This is a genomic window from Kitasatospora sp. NPDC056731 (assembly GCF_040687675.1).
Taxonomy (GTDB): Bacteria; Actinomycetota; Actinomycetes; order Streptomycetales; family Streptomycetaceae; genus Kitasatospora.
This window is the reverse complement of the sequence record NZ_JBFBNR010000033.1, coordinates 16517-32488: the sequence shown is the minus strand read 5'-3', so window position 1 is coordinate 32488 and position 15972 is coordinate 16517. Positions and strand designations below refer to the sequence as shown.

General features: G+C 72.8%; 21 protein-coding genes. 10 read left to right on the top strand and 11 right to left on the bottom strand.

Features of this window, described 5'->3' with window-relative positions:
- The first annotated feature begins 57 nt into the window (after nt 1-57).
- From AB0R04_RS28160 to AB0R04_RS28140, 5 genes are all read left to right on the top strand, one after another.
- The gene (locus AB0R04_RS28160; protein WP_363376046.1) at nt 58-924 is read left to right on the top strand and encodes a DUF5753 domain-containing protein; all 867 of its coding nucleotides are present in this window, start codon (nt 58-60) and stop codon (nt 922-924) included.
- 22 nt (nt 925-946) lie between these two features.
- On the top strand, nt 947-1087 hold the full coding sequence (locus AB0R04_RS28155) for a DUF397 domain-containing protein (protein ID WP_079136649.1): 141 nt from the start codon (nt 947-949) through the stop codon (nt 1085-1087).
- A gap of 79 nt (nt 1088-1166) precedes the next feature.
- Nucleotides 1167-1379: a DUF397 domain-containing protein gene (locus tag AB0R04_RS28150; RefSeq protein WP_363376044.1), complete on the top strand. Its 213-nt coding sequence runs from the start codon at nt 1167-1169 to the stop codon at nt 1377-1379.
- A gap of 353 nt (nt 1380-1732) precedes the next feature.
- A complete protein-coding gene (locus AB0R04_RS28145) occupies nt 1733-2539 on the top strand; it encodes a class I SAM-dependent methyltransferase (RefSeq protein ID WP_363376186.1) in 807 nt (268 codons plus the stop codon).
- 254 nt (nt 2540-2793) lie between these two features.
- Nucleotides 2794-3558, top strand: a complete 765-nt coding sequence (locus AB0R04_RS28140) for a maleylpyruvate isomerase family mycothiol-dependent enzyme (protein WP_363376042.1) — start codon at nt 2794-2796, stop codon at nt 3556-3558.
- 154 nt (nt 3559-3712) lie between these two features.
- Here the strand turns inward: AB0R04_RS28140 and AB0R04_RS28135 are convergent, their stop codons facing one another.
- The 3 genes from AB0R04_RS28135 to AB0R04_RS28125 all read right to left on the bottom strand — a co-directional run bounded on the left by AB0R04_RS28135 (nt 3713) and on the right by AB0R04_RS28125 (nt 4966).
- On the bottom strand, nt 3713-3949 hold the full coding sequence (locus AB0R04_RS28135; protein WP_363376039.1) for a hypothetical protein: 237 nt from the start codon (nt 3947-3949) through the stop codon (nt 3713-3715).
- Between the two features lie 126 nt (nt 3950-4075).
- On the bottom strand, nt 4076-4645 hold the full coding sequence (locus AB0R04_RS28130; protein WP_363376038.1) for a GNAT family N-acetyltransferase: 570 nt from the start codon (nt 4643-4645) through the stop codon (nt 4076-4078).
- Between the two features lie 120 nt (nt 4646-4765).
- Nucleotides 4766-4966, bottom strand: a complete 201-nt coding sequence (locus tag AB0R04_RS28125) for a hypothetical protein (protein ID WP_363376036.1) — start codon at nt 4964-4966, stop codon at nt 4766-4768.
- 294 nt (nt 4967-5260) lie between these two features.
- On the opposite strand from AB0R04_RS28125, the gene AB0R04_RS28120 reads away from it, so the two are divergent.
- On the top strand, nt 5261-6067 hold the full coding sequence (locus AB0R04_RS28120; protein WP_363376034.1) for an SDR family oxidoreductase: 807 nt from the start codon (nt 5261-5263) through the stop codon (nt 6065-6067).
- Between the two features lie 36 nt (nt 6068-6103).
- Entirely contained in the window at nt 6104-6988 is an 885-nt protein-coding gene (locus AB0R04_RS28115) for a helix-turn-helix transcriptional regulator (protein ID WP_363376184.1), read from the top strand.
- 63 nt (nt 6989-7051) lie between these two features.
- On the opposite strand, the gene AB0R04_RS28110 is transcribed toward AB0R04_RS28115, so the two are convergent.
- From AB0R04_RS28110 to AB0R04_RS28090, 5 genes are all read right to left on the bottom strand, one after another.
- Complete coding sequence (locus AB0R04_RS28110; RefSeq protein WP_363376032.1) at nt 7052-7864, bottom strand: DUF4253 domain-containing protein; 813 nt, start codon at nt 7862-7864, stop codon at nt 7052-7054.
- An 89-nt stretch (nt 7865-7953) separates the two neighbouring features.
- Entirely contained in the window at nt 7954-8952 is a 999-nt protein-coding gene (locus AB0R04_RS28105) for an aldo/keto reductase (RefSeq protein ID WP_363376029.1), read from the bottom strand.
- 147 nt (nt 8953-9099) lie between these two features.
- Nucleotides 9100-9930: a serine protease gene (locus AB0R04_RS28100; protein ID WP_363376027.1), complete on the bottom strand. Its 831-nt coding sequence runs from the start codon at nt 9928-9930 to the stop codon at nt 9100-9102.
- A gap of 121 nt (nt 9931-10051) precedes the next feature.
- Complete coding sequence (locus AB0R04_RS28095) at nt 10052-10600, bottom strand: hypothetical protein (RefSeq protein WP_363376025.1); 549 nt, start codon at nt 10598-10600, stop codon at nt 10052-10054.
- Between the two features lie 158 nt (nt 10601-10758).
- The gene (locus AB0R04_RS28090; protein WP_363376022.1) at nt 10759-11400 is read right to left on the bottom strand and encodes a hypothetical protein; all 642 of its coding nucleotides are present in this window, start codon (nt 11398-11400) and stop codon (nt 10759-10761) included.
- A 357-nt stretch (nt 11401-11757) separates the two neighbouring features.
- Between AB0R04_RS28090 and AB0R04_RS28085 the strand changes: the two genes are divergently transcribed.
- From AB0R04_RS28085 to AB0R04_RS28075, 3 genes are all read left to right on the top strand, one after another.
- Nucleotides 11758-12204, top strand: a complete 447-nt coding sequence (locus tag AB0R04_RS28085; RefSeq protein ID WP_063352883.1) for a helix-turn-helix domain-containing protein — start codon at nt 11758-11760, stop codon at nt 12202-12204.
- Nucleotides 12205-12368: 164 nt separating this feature from the next.
- Nucleotides 12369-12944, top strand: a complete 576-nt coding sequence (locus tag AB0R04_RS28080; RefSeq protein ID WP_363376019.1) for a ParH-like protein — start codon at nt 12369-12371, stop codon at nt 12942-12944.
- Nucleotides 12941-14224 (top strand): MAB_1171c family putative transporter, encoded by a 1284-nt coding sequence (locus tag AB0R04_RS28075; RefSeq protein WP_363376018.1) that lies wholly within the window; start codon nt 12941-12943, stop codon nt 14222-14224. Before AB0R04_RS28080 ends, AB0R04_RS28075 begins: the two co-directional genes overlap by 4 nt.
- Nucleotides 14225-14289: 65 nt before the next feature.
- Here the strand turns inward: AB0R04_RS28075 and AB0R04_RS28070 are convergent, their stop codons facing one another.
- The 3 genes from AB0R04_RS28070 to AB0R04_RS28060 all read right to left on the bottom strand — a co-directional run bounded on the left by AB0R04_RS28070 (nt 14290) and on the right by AB0R04_RS28060 (nt 15874).
- Nucleotides 14290-14733: a hypothetical protein gene (locus tag AB0R04_RS28070; protein WP_363376016.1), complete on the bottom strand. Its 444-nt coding sequence runs from the start codon at nt 14731-14733 to the stop codon at nt 14290-14292.
- 79 nt (nt 14734-14812) lie between these two features.
- Nucleotides 14813-15622, bottom strand: a complete 810-nt coding sequence (locus AB0R04_RS28065) for a helix-turn-helix domain-containing protein (RefSeq protein ID WP_363376014.1) — start codon at nt 15620-15622, stop codon at nt 14813-14815.
- Between the two features lie 18 nt (nt 15623-15640).
- On the bottom strand, nt 15641-15874 hold the full coding sequence (locus tag AB0R04_RS28060; RefSeq protein ID WP_363376012.1) for a hypothetical protein: 234 nt from the start codon (nt 15872-15874) through the stop codon (nt 15641-15643).
- Nucleotides 15875-15972: the final 98 nt, after the last annotated feature.

The following is a 15972-nucleotide window of genomic DNA, read 5'->3' as shown; positions in this document are numbered from 1 at the left end:
TAGGCTGACCAGCGTGGACGTGTGCCACGTTGTGGTTGGACACACTGGAGGGGCTCCATGGCCTTCAAACCCAATAAGTTGGATCCGGGGCGCTCGGCCCGCGACCTGTTCGGCTGGGAGATGCGCAATCACCGAGAGCTCGCCGGCTCCATGTCGCTTGATCAACTGACCGAGATCCTCGGCTGCTTCTCGAAGGGGCACCTGGCCAGGATCGAGCGCGCCGAGTCGATGCCGCCGCCGGACCTGCCGGCCAAACTCGATGTCGCGTTCGGCACCAACGGACTCTTCGGCCGCATCTACATACTTGCCAAGAAGGAGAAGTTCGCCGGCAAGTACCGGCGGCCAGCCGAACTTGAAGCCAAGGCTTCGGTCATCGAGGAATACGCTGCAGCGACGATTCCTGGTCTTCTACAGACCCCTGAGACCGCGCGCTGGTCACTGCAAGCTGGCTGTCCGGATATCACCGCCCAGGAGCTCAGTGCTTCAGTCGACGCCCGATTGGATCGCCAGAAGCGTCTGCTCTCTGACACACCGCCCCACTGCTGGTTCATCATTGATGAATCCGCGCTTCGTCGCCCCATCGGCGGAGCCGCAGCGATGCAGCGGCAACTCATGGCGCTGGCCTCGGACCGCCGTCCCCACGTCACCGTGCAAGTACTTCCGTTTTCAGCTGGTGCCCATCCCGAGATGGGCGGCTCCCTTTTCCTCTACACCGTCCCCGGTAGCCCTTCGCTCGCATGGGAAGAAGGAGCACGGAGCGGTGAACTCATCGAGGGTGCAGAGGGTGTTGCCGCTCGCCGCAGGTCATACGATCTCCTCAGGGCCATGGCCCGGTCGCCCCGGGGCTCCAGGGCGATGATCAGGCGCATCTCACAGGAGTTCGGTCGTGCCAGCAGGGAACCAGGAGAGATGGCGGAAGAGTAGCCACAGCAACAACGACGGCGGCATGTGCATTGAGGTGGACGATGCCCAGCCAGGTCGCGTGCGGGACAGCAAGGACCCCGACGGCCCCCGCCTCAACTTCCCACCAACCGCTTGGCAGGCATTCATCACCGCCATCCGAGCCGGGGAGTTCAGCACCAACTGATCCACCTGCGCGGCGCAGCCATCGCGGATGGCTGCGCCGCACAACCCAGGACCCCAAGCATCCGGAAGGAACTGGCACCATGAGCTCCCGCCCCGACCTGTCCTCTGCCCACTGGGTCAAGTCCTCCCACAGCACTGACGGGGGGCAGTGCGTCGAGGTCGCGCCCGACTTCCCGAGCGTCATGCCCGTCCGCGACTCCAAAGACCCCCACGGCCCGGCCCTCCTCTTCCCCACCCCCGCCTGGCAGGCCTTCGTCACCGCCGTCCGCACCGGCGAATTCGGCACCAACTGATACTGCTCGATGGCGCCGCCGACCCGGCCCGGGGCGGCGGCACCTGACACTCTCGCTCTGGATCCGGCAGCCCTTCGCCTGCATGGGAAGAAGGAGCACGGAGCGGTCAACTCATCGAGGCTGCAGTGGGTGTTGCCGCTCGCCGGCCGCTGTCCCCGCTCACCGAAGGTAGACCGGTTCTCACTGAAGTCCGATCGGATCTGCTGTTGTCGTGAGCAGGACTCGAGCGAGAAATCGCAGGCGCCGCCAAGGGGCGTCTCGTACCCTCGTCCTCACCGGTTCGCCGAATAGCCACTGAGGATTGTGTGAAGCACTTCGATCTCCACGCCAGGATTCCGTTGCTCGTGAAGACCATGGCCGCTGCCGACCACAGCCCGGACGCTCAGCTGGTACAGACACGCCACCGCGCTTCACTCGTGGAGAGCTGGGACATCGAGCCCGGATCCACCGTCCTCGAACTGGGTTGCGGGCAGGGCGATATGACCGCCGTCCTCGCGGAGGCTGTCGGACCCCAGGGACGCGTGGTGGCCGTCGATGTCGCCGATCCGACCTACGGGGCGCCGGTCACGCTCGGGGAATCGGCGGCCCGGCTCGCGGCGAGCCCGGTCGGGCCGCGCATCGACTTCCGCTTGAGCACGGATGTCCGCGACCCGTCGGTCGACTTCCCCTCCGACACCTTCGACCACGTCGTGCTCGCCCACTGCTCCTGGTACTTCGCCTCGCTCGGGCAGCTGCGCGACACGCTGGCCCGGGTGCGGCCCTGGGCGCGGCGGCTGTGGTTCACCGAGTGGGACCTGACGCCCTCCTGCGGCGACCAGCTGGCGCACCTGCTCGCAGTATTGATCCAGGGCCAGATCGAGGCTGCAGGCTCACACGGCGAGGGCAACATCCGCACGTCCTTCTCCCGCGAGGCGCTGCTGCGGCTCCTGCCCGAGGCGGGCTGGACAGCGGACGGCGACGGGCCGGTCGACACCGACGCACTCCAGGACGCGGACTGGGAGATCACCGCCTGTCTCGACCTGATCACCGGAGGAGAACGGTTGGCCGCGCTGTCCGAACCGGTACGGCAACTCGTCCTCAGCCAGAGCGACGTCCTGCGGGCCGTCGCCGCACCGCATGGCAACCGCCCGCTCGCAGCGTACTGGGTCACCGCACGCTGAAGTGCCACCCCGGCCAAACCTTCCGACCTCAGTCGGATCCCGCAGCCCTTGCACTTCCGCAACCCAGCCGGCCCGGCCCGGCGCCCTCGAACACCGAACCAGGTTAGAGCTTCAGGCTACCCAAGGTGTACTGATGGCATCGCGTATCAGGTTGTCGTGAATTGGCCATGCTGGCAGTGGAGTTAAGAGGAAATCTCATTTGGGGGGCCTTAAATCGAGTGCGAGAGTTCCGGTCCGGGTGATACAAGGTCTGCGTGACTGAGCAATTCTCCTTCCCCACCCTGCTGCAGATGATCGACGAGCGGTCCGCCGCGTTCCGCGCCGCCGTCGCCACTGCCCCCAACCTCGACGCCGACGTCCCGTCCTGCCCGGGCTGGACGCTGTACGACCTGGCGAACCACCTCAGTGAGGGGGACCGCTTCTGGGCCTACATCGTGCTGAACACCGCGCCGGGCGACGAGCGGCCGAGCAAGGACGGGCTGGCGGCGCCCAGGGAGCGCGAGGCCCTCATAGCCTGGCTGGCCGACTCGACGGAGCAGCTGCTTGCCGCTCTGCGCGAGGCCGGCCCGGACCGGGCCTGCTGGGCCTGGTGGGAGCCGCTGGCCTCGCCGCACACGGGGGCCGCCGTGGCCCGCCGCCGCGTCCACGAGTCGCTGATCCACACCTACGACGCCCAGCTGGCCTCCGGTACGCCGCAGGAGCTGCCGACGACCGAGGCGGTCGACGCCATCGAGGAGTTCCTCGCCACCGTCTGCACCGTCACCGTCCCGTGGCCGCACGAGCCCGCCACCATGGACTACCACGCAGCCGAGGCCGGCTCCTGGCGCCAGACGGTGGACGCAGCCGGTTCCCGCTTCACCCGCCTCACCGCGGCGGAGGCCGCCGAGAGCAAGCCCACCGCCGCCATCTACGGCACGGCGAGCGAGATGGCCCTGCTCATGTACATGCGCATCCCGAACGGCTCGCTGCGGATGGAGGGCGACGCCGACCTGCTCCAGCAGCTGCAGAACGGGGGCTAACGGCTTGGGGAGCGATAAGAATCTGGGCAGGCTCGGCTGAGCAATCCGCCTGGGATTGATCAGCAGGACGTCGGGCGGGCGTCGGCGGCGAGGACGAGTTCTTTGCTCGTCTTGCGGGTGGCCCGGCGGGCTGACCGGTCGGAGACCAGGCCGGCTATGGCGGCTTGGGTCTCGGCGAAGTATTCGCGGCGGCCGGTGTAGCGCTGCGCCACTGCTTGTACTCGGCGTTGGCGTGTTCCACGCAGATCCGGTTGGAGGACTGCGCTCGGCGTTCGTGCCGCCAGGCGTGCTGCTCGCCGAGGGTCGCGTCCTTCTTCGGCTTGCGGGGTGGGGCGGTGACCTGGCGTGGGAACTGGTTGGCGAGGCCCCGGTAGCCCTCGTCGACATGCACCTTGACGCCGGGGCGGCAGCGCAGTTGCTCGGCAGGATGCTGCCGGGATATGCCCGATAGGGCGTGATGAGACAAGGCCGCGCGGGCCGATGACTTCACATCCACGGGCGCCGCGCCTCGCGCCGCCTACGCCTGCCGCCGCTCCCACTGCTCCTTCGTGATCTCGTACCGCACACCCCCGTGCTCGGAACCCTCGACCGCCATCATGTCGTCCGGCGTGGGGATGTTCTCCGCGAGCGTCATCCCGAGCTTCTCCATGACGTTACGCGAAGGGCGGTTCACGGTCATCGTCTCGGCCCAGACCATGCGGATGCCGAGCTCGGCGAACCCCTTCGCCAGCAGCGCCTGCGAGACTTCGGTGGCGTAGCCCCGGCCCCAGGCCGCCTGGCGCAGGCGATAGCCGAGTTCGGCCTCCTCACGCGGGCCGCTGCGCCGCGGACGCAGGCAGAACCAGCCGACGAACGCGCCGCCGTCCTTCTCGTGCGCGGCGAACAGGCCGAGGTCATGGTTCCAGCGCTCGTAGCCGGCGAGGATGCTGGGGATGGCGAGGTCGCGGACCTCCTCTGGCGGGGTTGGAGCGCCGCCGTTCAGGTAGCGCATCACCGCCGGGTCGCTGTCCAGCTCGATCAGCAGGTCCGCGTCGGCGGCGGCGAAGGGGCGGAGGGTCAGGCGCTCGGACTCGAGGTAGGTGGCCACGTGAGGATCATGGCCGAGACGGGTCGGACGGTCCAGGGAGTTTCGGGCCGCGTCTGTCACCGGGTGGCGTTCTGACCGCAGTTCCGTGAATGATCTTCAGGTAGGCCGCGAGGGCTGTGGTCAGCTCGTTCGACCACTCTTGTGCAGCGCGGCGCTCGCGCGGAAGCGGATACGGCCGCAGCGGTCTTTCACCTCCTCGGTCGCGTCATCCGGGCAGCAGCAGTGCCGAGCCAGCCAGGCCAGATCGCCAGGATCCAGCCAGAGTGCCACGCGCCCACGGTCGGCTTCGGTCTGAGGATTGGTCGGCTTGATCTCGGTCATGGCGAGAGGCTACTCAATCCGCAGCAAGCGCCTCGAAGATCATTCACGAAAGCGCGGGCAGAGCCTCTTTCAGACCGCCATCCGAGCCAGCGAATTCAGCACCAACTGATCCACCTACGCGGATGGCTGCGAGGGTGGCTCTCGCAGTACCTGTATCACCAGGGGCTCCCAGACGTTCAAAACGCCTGTCACCATGGACACACGCTGCAGCTTCACCCCCATCAGTTCAATTCAGCTGCCCCGAATGCGCGACCGTGTCGGCGCGTTCTTCGACGGCAGAAGGGACGGAGACCAATGGCGGACAATCAATTCACCACTCACACGGAACTTTTCGATCTGAGCGGGAAGTACGCCCTTGTCACCGGCGGCACCAGGGGAATCGGGCTGATGATAGCGCGCGGCCTTCTCCAGGCGGGCGCCCGCGTCGTCATCAGCTCGCGCAAGGCAGACGCGTGCGCGGAGGCACAGCAGCTGCTGTCCGAATTCGGCGACGTTCAAGCGATCCCCGCCGACCTTTCCAGGCACGACGAGTGTCAGCGCCTCGCCGATCTTGTCGAGGCCGGCTCGGGACGCCTGGACATCCTTGTCAACAACGCGGGGGCGATGTGGCGCGAGCCGCTGGCGACGTTCCCGGACGAGGCCTGGGACGCGGTGATCGATCTCAACCTCAAGTCGCCGTTCTGGCTGGTGCAGGCGCTGCTCCCGGCACTTCGCAGGGCGGGCACCGCGGATGATCCCGCGCGGATCATCAACATCGGCAGTATCGCCGCCATCCACGTCGCCCAGTCGCCCAACTACTCGTACGCCAGCAGCAAAGCGGCTCTTCATCAACTCACCAGGGTGCTTGCCAGGGAACTGGGCCCGCAGCACGTCACGGTGAACGCGGTGGCACCGGGAGTGTTCCCGTCGCAGATGACGGCGTCCACGCTCGATGCCGTCGGCGACACGATCGCGGCGGCGGCCCCTCTGCGCCGGATCGGCCGCGACGACGACATGGCGGGTGTCGCCGTGTTTCTCGCCAGCCGGGCCGGGTCCTACCTCACGGGCACCGTCATCCCGGTGGACGGCGGCATCGCGACGACCGCATCGGGCACCCCTTAGACTGCGGGACCGGCTTACGGTGAGGGGATGGCCACGATGGATCTGCGCACCGAGATCCGGGAGTTCCTCAGCTCGCGTCGCGCCCGCATCGCACCCGCGCAGGCGGGCCTGCCCGCTTACGGCGGCAACCGTCGGGTCAAAGGTCTGCGCCGCGAGGAGGTGGCGCTACTGGCGGGGGTATCGGTCGACTACTACGTGCGCATGGAGCGCGGCAGGCTCGCCGGTGCCTCCGATGGCGTGCTCGACGCGTTGGCCTCCGCCCTGCAACTCGACGAGGCCGAGCGCGACCACCTGTTCCACCTCGCGCGCCGATCCACGGCGCCCAGCGGCCCACGCCGGCGCAGGCCTGCCGTGACGGTGCGCTCGACGCTGCAGCAGGTGCTCGACGCGATCTCCGCTGCGCCGGCCTGGATCGGTAACGGCCGTTATGACGTGCTCGCCATGAATCAACTCGCTCGCGCGCTGTATTCGCCGGTGCTGGCCGACTCGCGACGGCCCGCGAACACGGCGCGGTTCGTCTATCTGAACCCCGAGGCGGCCAGGGATTTCTTTGTCGACTACGACCACATTGCCGGTGGCGTGGCCGCGAAGCTGCGCATGGAAGCCGGCCGCGATCCGCACGACGAGGAGCTGATCACCCTGGTCGGCGAACTGTCGACGTCCAGTGAGCTGTTCCGGCAGCGGTGGGCATCTCAGGACGTGCGGCTGCACCGGTCCGGCCGCAAGCGTGTGCGCCATCCGATCGTGGGCCGGCTCGACTTGGACGTCGAGTCCCTGGGACTGCCCGCCGAACCCGGCCTGCACCTCAACGTCTACACCGCACCCGCGGGCACACCGGCCGCTGACAATCTGGCGCTCCTGGCGTCGTGGGCGGCCACCCAGCAGGCGCCGGCGACCGAGCTCGAAGCGCACAACGGATAGTCCAGCCCCTTCAGCCGTACTGGTCCGGTGGATCCGGGCCCGGCGGCGGGAACGGGGGCCGGGTCAGTCCCACCAGAACGACCACTGGTGGGCGGCGACGAGGCCTTCGGCGTAGGCGGTCAGGGTGCCGGTGCCCTGGAAGACGAGGTCGGGACAGAAGGCGGTGTGCTCGGCGGCCAGCGGGAGGGCCTCGGCGAGCGTGGCGGGCGGGGCGGCGACGCTCAACTCCAGGGTGTCGAACCCGACTTGGATGACCTGGGCGCCGAAGCGGCGCTCCCAGTCGGCGAGCACGGCGGCGATCTTGGCGGTGTCGTCCTCGTGGTTGAGCGGGCCGCTCCAGCCGCAGGCGGCCAGCGCCTCGGCGCCGCTGCCCGCCTCGACCAGGCCCAGGCGCGCGTCCCGTACGGACAGCAGCACGTCGGCCAGGCCGCGGGCCTCGATGCCGGGGGCGCCGTCGGGGACGGCCGCGGCGGGGGCGGTGCCGGGCCAGGCGGGGCCGAAGGGGGCCAGGGCGGCGTGGAGTTCGGCGGCGTCCTCGGAGCCGAGCGGGCCCTCGGGCGCGTCCTCGTCGGCGCCGCCGAGCTGCTGCCACCAGCGGCGCAGCAGGGCGTCGGGGTCGTAGAGGGTGGGGTCGGAGGCGGAGGCCGGGAAGAGTTCGCCGGACAGCCAGGGGCGGTAGTCGGCGCCGTCGCCGAGGGGGACGATCAGCAGCGGCCACAGGCCGGACTGCGGGTGGGCGCGGTGGAGTTGCTGCCACAGGCCGGCGGGGGCGGGGGCGTCGCTGATCCACAGCAGCGGCTCCGGCCCGTCCTCGCCGCCGACCAGGCGGCCGGGCGGGAGGGTGGCGGGCAGGAGACGGGACAGGTCCGAGGTCATGCGGCCACCGTAGGGGCGGTCACTGACACGGGAGTTCGGGCAGGGGGGTCGGGCGGCGGGGTTCGGGCCCGCGGTGCGGCGGGGGCGGTTCAGGCCCAGGGCAGGGCGGCGCGGGTGCGCCAGTACGCCGGGGCGGGTTCGGCCAGGACGGCGAGGGCGGCCAGGTCGTCGGGGGTGGGGTGCAGGGTGGCGGCGGTGAGGTTGGAGGCGAGCTGGTCGACGGTCGCCGCGCCGGACAGGACGAGGTCGGCCCAGGGCTGGGCGGCGGCCGCGGCCAGGGCGAGGGCGTCGAGGGGCGCGCCGGTGCAGGTGGCGAGGGCGCGCAGTGCGGCGGTGTCGTCCCCGGTGGCGTTGCGCCCGGCGAGGCGGCCGTTGGCCATGCCCTCCTTGACGACGACCAGCCAGCCGGCGGCGTGGGCTTCGGCCAGGGCGGGGGCGGCGGAGGGTTCGAGCAGGTTCCAGGTGGCCTGGACGGCGGTGAACAGCGGGCGGCCGTCCACGGTGACGGCCAGGGCGGCACGGATGGTGTCCGCCTGGGCCGGACCGCTGGTGGACAGGCCGACCCGCACGCCCTGCCCGGCCAGGTCGGCCAGGCGGGCGTGCAGGGCGGTGTCGGTCAGGGCGGGGCTGTCGGGGGTGACGGAGTGGACCAGGTAGACGTCCAGGTGCGGGCCCAGCAGGGAGCGGGTCTCGTGGATCTGACGGTCGAACACCGCCGTGGAGTGCTCCTTGACCTCGTGCGCGGCCACGCCGGTGGTCTGCCAGTCGGCCGTGTAGGTGTAGCCCCACTTGCTGCCGACCGTCACCTCGGCGGCGGCCTCGGGGTGTTCGGCGAGCCACTGGGCGACGAACTCCTCGGCGCGGCCGTAGGAGCGGGCGGTGTCGAGGTAGCGCACGCCGGCGGCGTAGGCGGCGTCGAGCAGGGCGTGGGTGCGGTCGCGCAGTGCCTCGACGGTGCGTTCGGCGGGCAGGTCGCCGTCGCGTCCGAGGGTGATGTAGCCGGGCCGGCCGACGGCTGCGGTGCCCAGGCCGTACCGCGCGATCGGCGGGCGGTCGGCGGCGGCTCCGGTGGCGGGGTCGGTCGGCATGGCGGGGTCTCCTCGGGCGCGACGGTGCTCACCTGGGACTTTACCGTCGGGTCGGCCGGCGCATCCGGCCGCCGGGGTCGGGCGGTCGGCCGGATACGCCGGTCAGCCAGGCCGGTCAGTCAGTCAGTCAGGCCAAGGCCGGCCGGGTCAGCCGGCGGCGATGGTGGCCCGGATCCAGTCGGCGTAGGCGCGCACGTCGGTGTACAGGCCCGGGCCTTCGGAGCAGGGCACGCCCGGGGCGCCGGGGCCGGAGGTGGTGCCGATGAGTTCCCAGCGACCGCCGCGGCCGCGCTGGATCTGCGGGCCGCCGGAGTCGCCGAAGCAGGCCATGGCCTTCGGGGTGGGGCTGGTCGTGCACAGGCGGGTGGGGCCGGCGTAGCCGGGGGCGCAGTCGGCCGCGGCGGCGCGGCGGGTGTCGAGCTCCTGGAGGCGGTCGGGGAAGACCATCTCCTCGAACTTGGGGGTGTCGACGACGGTGCCGAAGCCGAGCAGCCGGGTCGGGGTGCCGGGCGGGCCGGGGCGCTGGGCGACGGGGATGGGCCGCTGGGCGACGGGGTGGTCCAGGCGCACCAGGGCGAGGTCGTCGTAGTTGGGGCGGGTCTGGCCGTCGCCGAAGCTGAAGCCGGGGTGGACGACGGTGCGGGTGATGGCCCGGACGGTGCCGCCGCTCTTGCGGTGCGCGCTGCCGATGCGCACGGTGCCGTCGAGCGTCAGCTCGCTGCCCGGGTAGCCCTGGACGCAGTGGGCGGCGGTGAGGACCCACTGGGGGTCGATCAGTGTGGCGCCGCAGGTGCCGTCGGCTATCTGCTTGGCGCTCATCGGGATCGTGGCCATGAACGGGTAGCGCTCGGTGGAGTCGTGGCCGTTGACGATCGCCTGGGCGCTTCCGGTCATGGCGGTGGCGCCCAGGGCGGCGGCGAGGGCGGCGACGGCGGTGGCGCGGGCGGCGCGGCGGCGGACGGTCTTGCGCAGGAGCACGGGTGACGGCCTTTCGGATCGGTTGGTTCGGATGCGTCCAGCCAACCCTGCGGCGCCCGTCCGGGACATCCGGGCAGCGGGCCGCCGGGCCCGGGGGACAGCCCCCGGGCGCGGCGGCGGGCTACCAGGGGGTCGCGGCGGGCCGGGCGTTGGTGCCCGGGGCCTGCGCCGGCCTGGGCGCGGGGTTGGCTGCGGGCCGGGTGGCGGGGGCGGGCCGGGTGGCGGGGGCGCCGAAGTCGCCGACGTCGCCGGAGGAGGAGGTGCGGATGGCCCGGGGCGCGGAGGGCTGCAGGGAGTCGGCGGCGCGCACGGCCCGGACGGGGGCGAGGACGGGGGCCGGGGCGAGGCTCTGGTCGAGGCGGACGACGAAGTTGACGTAGTCCAGGGGCTTGTCGGGCCAGTGGCAGTCGTTGCTGGTCAGCAGGCGGCTGCGGACGCCGTCGCGTTCGGTGACGGGCCCGGGGGTGACGCGCAGGTTCGGCTGCCAGCTGCGGCCCCACAGGTGGTGTTCCAGGGTCAGCGTCCAGCTGTCCTCGTCGACTTCCAGGGTGGCGCCGACCCGGCCGGGCAGAATCCGGGTGCCGTAGGGGCCGCGCACCACCGCGCGCTGGTCGAAGCTGGCGTTCTTGCCGACCACGGTGATCCGCCACGCGCCGTGGAACCTGAGCATCGCCGCACTCCTGACGTCCTGGCGCGCCGTCCGGGCGGGCGCGCTTCCGTCGGGGTCAACGGCTGCGGGGCGGTGGGCGGCTCAGCGGTGGGCGGCTCAAAGGGCCGGGCCGGCCGGGGCGGGCGGCGCGGACCCGGCTCGGGCGGTTCGGGCCCGGTTCAGGCGGCGTCGGGGCGGGCGGCGGGCCGGGCGGTGCGGGCGGGTTCGCCGGGGGCGGTGTGGGCGAGCGCCGGGTAGCCGTGCGCGGTGAGGACGAGGTCGGCGTAGCGGCGGTCGTCGAAGGGGACGCCGTGGCGCCGGAGCAGGTCGAACAGTTCGGCGAGGCGGCGGTGTTCGGTGCCGCGCGGCAGCCCGTCGCGGGTGGTGCCCAGGATGCCGAGGACCGGCCCGTACAGGCGGGCGCCGCGGGCGATGCGGACGATACGGGCGGTACGGCGGGGGGCCGGGGTCAGGCGCAGCAGCAGGACGAGCCGGTGGGCGCCGGAGTCGGCGTCCTGCCCGGCGTCCATCGTGAGGCCCTGGATGTCGCGCCACCGGTAGCGGCGCGGGACGAACGCCCGGACGAGGGTGAGGCCGTGGTCGTCGGCGCGCAGCCAGAAGCCGTACGGGACGGGCAGGGCCACGCCCAGGACGGCCGCGCTCGACAGCAGCAGCGCGGGGACGGCGCCCATCCGGCCGGCGGCCCCGGTGTCGGCGAGCACGACGCCCATCGCCAGGGCGAGCACGCAGCCGACGGGGGCGCCGGCGGCTCGCCACAGGAAGCCCAGCCGCACCGTCTGGTGTCGCGGCGCCGTGTTCACGGGCGCTCCCTTCCCATGTCGTGCCGTCGGTGGGGCCGGCCGGTCCGGCCGGTCCCGTCTCGGGTGTCGATGCCTGGTGGTCCCAGGGGAGTCGGTCACACTACCGGCCTGCCGAGATCATTCGGATGATCCGGGGGAAACGTCAAATGTCTTTAACACGAACGGACTTGATGGCTAGTCAGTTCGACCGGCCGGCCTGCGGTCCAGGATGTCAGCCACCGGTGGAGGGGTCAACTGACGTTGATTGGCGGTATCTTGTGATCCACGCCAGCTGATGCCGTTGGGCTATCGTGACCTGGCCGGCCCTGCCCGCCCGCCAGGAGGAGACGTGCGGGGCCCCGGTGAGGAGGGCGGGCCATGGCGGAATCGAACCGGGAGGACGGACCGGTGGAACTGTCCGGGCTCGCGGCCAGGATCGAGGCGCTGTTCCACACCGTCCGCAGGCCCGACCGCGAGCAGTACACCAACGAAGAGGTGGCCCGGGCCTGCCGCGAGGCGACCGGGGAGTCGTTCTCCACCACCTACCTGTGGCAGTTGCGCACCGGGCGCCGGGACAACCCGACCAAGCGCCACCTGGAGGCGCTCGCCCAGTTCTTCCAGGTCCCGCCCGCGTACTTCTTCGACGAGCGGCAGGGCGCGGAGATCGCCAAGGAGCTCGCCCTGCTCGGCGCGCTGCGCGACGCGGGCGTGCGCAGCCTGGCGCTGCGCGCGGTCGGCCTCTCCTCCGAGGGCCTGGACACGGTCAGCGAGCTGATCGACGTCATCGCCCGCCGGGACGCGGCCCGCCGGCACCCGGCGCCCTGACGCCGGCGGCGCGGGCGCGGACGGGGGTACGGGCCGCGGGCGGGGCTGACGGGGCGCGGGGCTACGAAGACGGGGGCGCAGACGGGGGCCAGGCACGGAGGCGGAACCACGGCGGTCGGGAGATCGGGGGGAACGGGGCCGCTGATCGAGAAGGGGAACACAGCGTGCGGGACGACAGGTGCTACCGATCGGCGCTGCGCCGCTGCCGGCGGATGGCCGAACAGCTGGAACTGCCAAACCCGTTCGACACCACCGTGCTACTGGAGCAGATCGCCCGCCGGCGGGGGCGGCCGATCGACCTGCTGCCGGTGGCCGCCCGGCCCAACGCGCCCTGCGGGCTGCTGGTGTCCACCCGGGAGGCGGACTACATCCTGTACACCGCCGACACCAGCGCGCTGCACCGCCGGCACATCCTGGTCCACGAGATCGCCCACCTGCTCCTGGACCACGCCGGCTCCGCGCCGCTCGGCCCGGCCGCGGAGCTCCTGCCGCACCTGTCCCCCGACCTGGTCCGGCGGGTGCTCGGGCGCACCGGCTACGACGAGCCCCAGGAGCGCGAGGCCGAGCTGCTGGCCTCCCTCATCCTCAGCCGGGCCGCCAAGGCCGACGCCGCGCACCCGCCCGGCCCCGCCCCGCACCCGGACTCGCTGGACGTCCTGGACGTCCTGCTCACCGGCGAGCCCGGACCCGGACCCGCCGGCGACCGGGCGGCCGGCGACCGGGCGGCGGGGCGTCCGTGAGCGGCCTCGTCCTCTACGGCGTCGCACTGTTCTTCGCCCTGAGCGCCTGGCACTTCGCCCGCGGCCGCCGGACCAACCCGCGCGCCATCGCCCGCTACAGCTGCTACGCCACCGCGCTGCTCGCCGCCGCCCTGCTGCTGCTCGCCCCGCCCACCGTCCAGGCCGCCGACCGGCTGCACCGGCTCGGGATCGCGCCCGCCCTGCCCGTCCTGCTCGGCGACACGCTGCGCATCGGCGCGGCCTGCGCGATCCGGCTGCTGGCCGGCGTCCTGCGCACGCCCGAGCCCGCTCGCCGCGCGGTGCGGCGCCAGCTGGCCCTGCTGGCCGGTGTCCTGGGGGTGCGGGCGGTCCTGTTCGTCGCCGCCGCGCCGGGCCTGGACGCCTCCGACCTCACCGCCGCGCCCTCCACCGGCGCCCGCCTGGCGCTGGCCGGGTACACCGCCGCCGGCGTGCTCTACCTCGCCTACTGCCTCACCGCCCTGCTGCGCCAGCTCGCCCGGCTCGCCCGCGCCGCCGCGCCCGGGCGGCAGCGCAGCGGGCTGCGGCTGCTCACCCTGAGCCTGGTCGCGGGCCTGCTGTGGAACGCCTGGGGCGTCGACGACGTCGTCCAGGCGGCGGCCACCGGCACCCAGGCCGGCGCCGAGGACGCCCTGTGCGGCGTCCTGGGCCTGCTGTGCGTGGCGCTGCTGGCGACCGGCCTGGGCACCACGGTGTGGCCGGCCGCGCACGCCGCCGTCCGCGGCTGGCTGCGCGCCCACCGCCGCTACCGGGCGCTGGCCCCGCTCTGGCGGGACCTGCACACCGTGCTGCCGGAGATCGCGCTCGCCCCGGCCCGCCGTCTGCCGCTGCTGCCGCCGCGCGACCCGCAGTTCGCCCTGTACCGGCGGATCATCGAGATCCACGACGCCCGGCTGATCCTGCGCCAGCACCTCGACCCGCGCACCCCGCAGTGGCTCGCCGCCGCCACCTCGCGCTTCCCCCCGTCCGCCGCCCGGGCCGACGCCACCGCCAAGGCCGCCACCGCCGAGGCCGCCGCGCTGGCCGCCGCACTGGAACGCGCGGCCGCCGGCGCCCGGCCCAACCCCGACACCCCGCGCACCGCCCCGACGGCCGAACCGCCGCACGCCCTGGGGCCGGACCTGGAGTCCGAGGCCGACCACCTGGCCCACCTCACCCGCGTCTACGCCACCTGCCCGGCCGTCGCCGAGGTCCGCGCCTGCGCCCGCGCCGCCGCCCCCTCCCCCAGCGCCCCCGACCCGGTCGCGAGCCCCGTGCGGTGAGCCGCCGGACCGGCCGGGGGCAACCCGGCCGGTGGAACGGCGGGAGCAGACCGGGGCGGCGGCCGCTACCGGCGGACAGCCGCCAGCGAGCGCAACTGCACGTGGACGGCGCCCGGTTCGGTACCGGTCAGCGCGGCGACCTCGGCGGCGGGCAGGGCGAGGACCAGGTGCAGCAGCAGGACGTCCTGCTGGGGGGCGGTGAGGTGGGCGACCGGGCCGAGCGGGCGCGGGCCGGCCAGGGCGCAGACGCGTCGGCGGACCGCCTGCCAGGCGCAGGCGGCCGGGCTGGCGGTGGCCAGGGCGTCGAGCCAGTGGCCGCTGAGGTCGTCGAAGGCGCCCTGGACGGCCAGCGGGGCGTCGGCCGCGGGGAGCAGCAGGGCGGCGTAGTCGAGGTAGTGGCGCAGGTGGAGGTCGTACAGCGCCCACAGGCCCAGCGCCGGTCCGGTGGCGGTGGTCGTGGCGGTGGTCGTGGCGGTGGCGGTGGTCGGCTGTCGTGGTGGTGTCGGCATGGTTGATTCCCGAGGTGGCGCGGGTGGGTGCTGGTCCGCGGACGGGGCGCTGGTGGCGCGTTCCCGTCCGCGGACCGGGTCACACGAGTACCGGTGGGCTGTCGCCGGTGCCGTCGCGGCCCGTCGCGGCGGAGTGGCCGGAGTGGCCGGGGTAGCCGGGGTGGCCGGCGTCCTCGGCGCGGTCGGCGGCCAGGCTGTTGCGCAGGGTCACCCACAGTTTGAACAGGGTGTCCGTCGGGGTGCCGCTGCTGGAGGACTGCATGGCCCGGGTGAACTCCCGTTGGTACGTGCGGGAGTTGACCGGTGCCGGGGTGCGGGCGTTGTTCGTCCGCTCCCAGGCCGCCGCCCACAGTGCGCGGCGGGCCTCCTTGACCCCGCAGACCTCCATGTAGGTGAGGAACACCGCCTTGCGCAGCGGGGCCTCACCCCTGAGGACCAGCGCCAGGGTGCTGGAGGGCAGGCGCCCTCCCCCGGCCCGGGCCCGGCGGTCCAGTTCCTCCAGGGAGGGCCAGTCGGCCTTGCGCCGCATCTCGTGCATCGCCCGTCGCAGGTCGGCGAGGGAGTCGACCTGCTCGGGGTTGAGCCGTCGGGGCGCCCGGCGCTGGGTCCCGGAGGGGCGCGGGACGTGGGCCCAGTAGTTGGCCAGGGTCCACTTGCGGCGGGCCGCCTTGAGGTCGCCGTCGCAGGCCCGGGTGAGGGCCTCGACGACCTCCCAGTTCGGCATGGTCCGGCCGCTGGTGGCCCGTTGCAAGGTGGTCGGGTGGTAGTTGGTCCGGTCGGCGAGCTGACGGTAGGTCAGCCCTGCCTCTTCACGCTGCTCGCGCAGCAACGCGGCGAGCCGGCCCAGGGCCGGCTCGGTCGCCGCGATCGGTTTCTCCTGGCGTCCCATCGCGGTCCGGCGTTCCTTCTAGGCCCGCCCCTGCTGGAGCCTGGCATTCAACAGCAGTCCGCCGGTGGCCAGTTCGAGCGCCGCTCCCGCCGACATGCCCGTCCTCACCAGGGCGGCGGCCACGACGACCACGACGACGACCACGGCCGTCCGCACGGGGCCGGACGGCCAGGGCAGGCCCGGTCGCGGCGGCGCCGGGTGGCCGGCGGCGCAGTGGGCGGGGGCGCGCTTCTTCTTCCGCTTCCTCGTCATCGAGGACCTCCTATATCACCGTCTACTCCAACGGACGGGAACTTCGGTGGTTGGCGTCACGCGAGGAACCCGTTTCGCGCAACACTCTGTCAGGCGTA